The 2,744-nt window shown below is 64.8% G+C and carries 2 protein-coding genes and 1 pseudogene; 2 read left to right on the forward strand and 1 reads right to left on the reverse strand.

Annotated features, from left to right (window positions below; translation table 11 throughout):
* Positions 1–392: pseudogene (locus V7053_RS18655) on the forward strand (hypothetical protein); the annotation flags it as partial.
* A 170-nt stretch (positions 393–562) separates the two neighbouring features.
* Here the strand turns inward: V7053_RS18655 and V7053_RS18660 are convergent.
* Positions 563–1,507: an alkaline phosphatase family protein gene (locus tag V7053_RS18660; protein ID WP_334173750.1), complete on the reverse strand. Its 945-nt coding sequence runs from the start codon at positions 1,505–1,507 to the stop codon at positions 563–565.
* Between the two features lie 447 nt (positions 1,508–1,954).
* On the opposite strand from V7053_RS18660, the gene V7053_RS18665 reads away from it, so the two are divergent.
* On the forward strand, positions 1,955–2,744 hold a 790-nt coding region (locus tag V7053_RS18665), incomplete at its 3' end, for a hypothetical protein (protein ID WP_334173751.1).

A 2,744-nucleotide genomic window follows, 5' to 3' on the forward strand; every position in this document is an offset into this window, starting at 1 on the left:
GCTTCGGCAGGCCCATCACCCGGGCGACGGCGGATCGGCTCCTCGCAGGCCTTCTGGAGCGGGCCAGGGCGTACAACGGTGACGCGAACAAGCCCCTGTTCGTCCGGCGCCTGCGGGTCTTCGGGAGCTACCTCGACCCGGGCGTTGACCGCCTCGGGGACGTCGACATCGAGGTCAGGCTGGAGCCCCGCGCAGGCCTCTCCCCCGCCGAGTCCGCGAACTACGGCAAGCAGTCCGGCAAGGACTTCCGGTCATACATCGACGGGGTCTTCTGGCCGCAGACCGAGGCGATGCAGATCCTCAAGAACCGCTCCCCCGCCCTGAACCTCACACCCCAGGACATCGACGAGATCACCGACCGATCAGAGGTCGTCTTCAAAGCCGAACAGTAGGCATACAGAGACAAGGGCCCTCGGATTCCTCTCCTGAGCGGGATCGGAATACGCCTGACTTTGATACGCAGAGGTACCAGTAAAGGACGTGGCGCACCCACCCTCCAACGGCACCATCCGGGCGACCCGCATCGGACTCGCAAGTCCACGGGCTCCGCCACCGCGGCTCCTCAGCGCCAGACGTCGGTTACGGGCTGCGCGTTGGCGGCTTGGCCGAGCGGGGCCAATCCGTAGGCTGCCTCAATCGTGCGCAGCAAACGATAATGGTCGATCGGTTCGCTGTACTGCCCGGACTTTACCTGAGCGCCGGCGAAGATCGTGGCGATGTGGTTGCTTGAAGTGTCCTCGTCCTCGTCCCACGTGACGACGAGCAGGCTGTTATGCGTCTTGGCCCATTGCGCGTAGCCGTCGAGGTTATCGCGCAGCCAGGTGTCCGCGGCCCCGATCGTCCCATCGTGCATGTCATTGGCCACGTTCGGGATAACGAAGGAAACGGTCGGCAGAGCGTTGTAGTCCTGCGGGAATGAGGTGTAGGGCAGGCTCGCCGAAGCCGCGACGGACGAGAAATTGGTCCACGGGGCGTGCCTCCGGGCGTACTCCCCCGCAGTGCAGCCCGTGTAGCCAACTGAGGGAAGGCCCTCGGAATAGCCGGCGAATGTATCCCCCGCCGCGGTGAGCTGGGCCCCGAGGTTGTCGGCGCCGAAGGTGTGCGGACAGGAATCGTCTGCGACGCCCTGCGTGGACCCAGAGAACAGAGCGAGATAGTTCGGCTCGCTGGGGTGCGCCACCCCCGTTGCCTCGGTGAATAGCGCTCCCTGAGAGCCGAGCGAATTTATGTACGGGGCGGCCGAATTGCCGATGATGTTGCTGAACGAATGGTTCTCCTCCACCACGATCACCACGTGGGCTGGCCGTGGCACCGTCCCAGAACCTTGCGGCTGCCCTGAGCCGGCCGAGGACGGGGGCCCGGAGGCGCCCGGGTTCGGCGCTGCGGACGACGCCGGCGCCGGCGCCGGGGGCTGCGTGGTGCCGTTGCCGCTGCTCCCGCATCCGCTGAGAACACCTGCGGCGAGCCCTGCCGCCAGTACCGCTGCTGCGATTCTCATCTGTGCCATCTCACTACTCTGGGCGGCAACGCTGGGAAAGGCTCGCGGAGGATGCTGGGGAATTTCTGTGAACGGGCTGACGTGCTCCTGAGGCCGATGCCTGCTCCCCTTTTGCGCGTTGCGTACCGGGCAGGTATTTGCGGGATTTCTGAATCAGAAAGTCAGGTACCGGTTCGTATGGTGAAGCCGATGACAACAGTGTCAAATTGGGCGTCAAGAACACAGCCACGGCTCCGACTCCGAAGGCCAGATCCGCGGCATGGCGGGGAACGGGGTGTGCTGGATGAGGAAGAACCCTGAGGCGGTCGATCTCCTCATTTGCCCCTCCCCTGCTTCGAGGATCCTTTCCGCCGTCGCGGCGAGGACATTCTGCTGTGCGCCCGTCAGAAGGCGTTCAAGCAGATCCCAGGCCGGCATTTCGGGCGCGGTCGAATCAGTACGAGTTGGAGGCATGTGGTGAAACGAATTGGCGTCCTGGGGGCTGCGGCTGCGCTGTCCTTGCCGTTGATCGGTGGTCCCTCGTTCCTGGCGGTGCCGGCTTATGCCCTCACGTGCCAGCCGGGGACGAGCGCACCGACCGACACCTTTCCCGGCACGGTGGTGACCGCGGACAACTTCGAGTCCGGAACCCTGTCCGGATACCTCGTTCAAACCGGGGGGACGGGAACCGTCTCGGTGTCCTCGACCCTCGCGTACGACGGCGCCTGTTCGGCGTACCTGCACGCGACCACAGACCCAGGATCACTGGCCAACTTCTCGACGCAGTTGCCCTCGGGCACCCAGGAGGTCTACGCCGACGGCTGGTTCGACATCACCCAAGCAGGCGTCTCGGGCAACAATGTCCCATATTTCCGCTTCTTCACCGGCAGCACCCGCTTCGTCGATCTCTATCGGGACAACACCACGGGGAAGCTGTGGCTGCGGTCTCTCGGTTCCGACGGGGTGACGTACACCTCCACCGCTATGGCAACGTCCGCCATTGCCCTGAGCACCTGGCACCATGTGGCCATGCACGTGATCCCCAACGGGACTTCGACCACAGTGCAGGTGTGGATCGATGACCTCTTGGTGTACTCGAGCTCGCAGGTGAGCACTATGGCCACGTCCGTGACGAGCGTGATGAACGGTGCCGAGCACTACCAGCAGATGGAGGACACCTACATTGACGACCTGATCGTCAAGACCGTGGCCCCGACGCCGGCGCCGGTGGCGTCGTTCACGGCGTCGCCGACGTCGGGGACCGCGC

Origin of the sequence: Sinomonas sp., assembly GCF_036848755.1 — a bacterium.
Taxonomy (GTDB): domain Bacteria; phylum Actinomycetota; class Actinomycetes; order Actinomycetales; family Micrococcaceae; genus Sinomonas.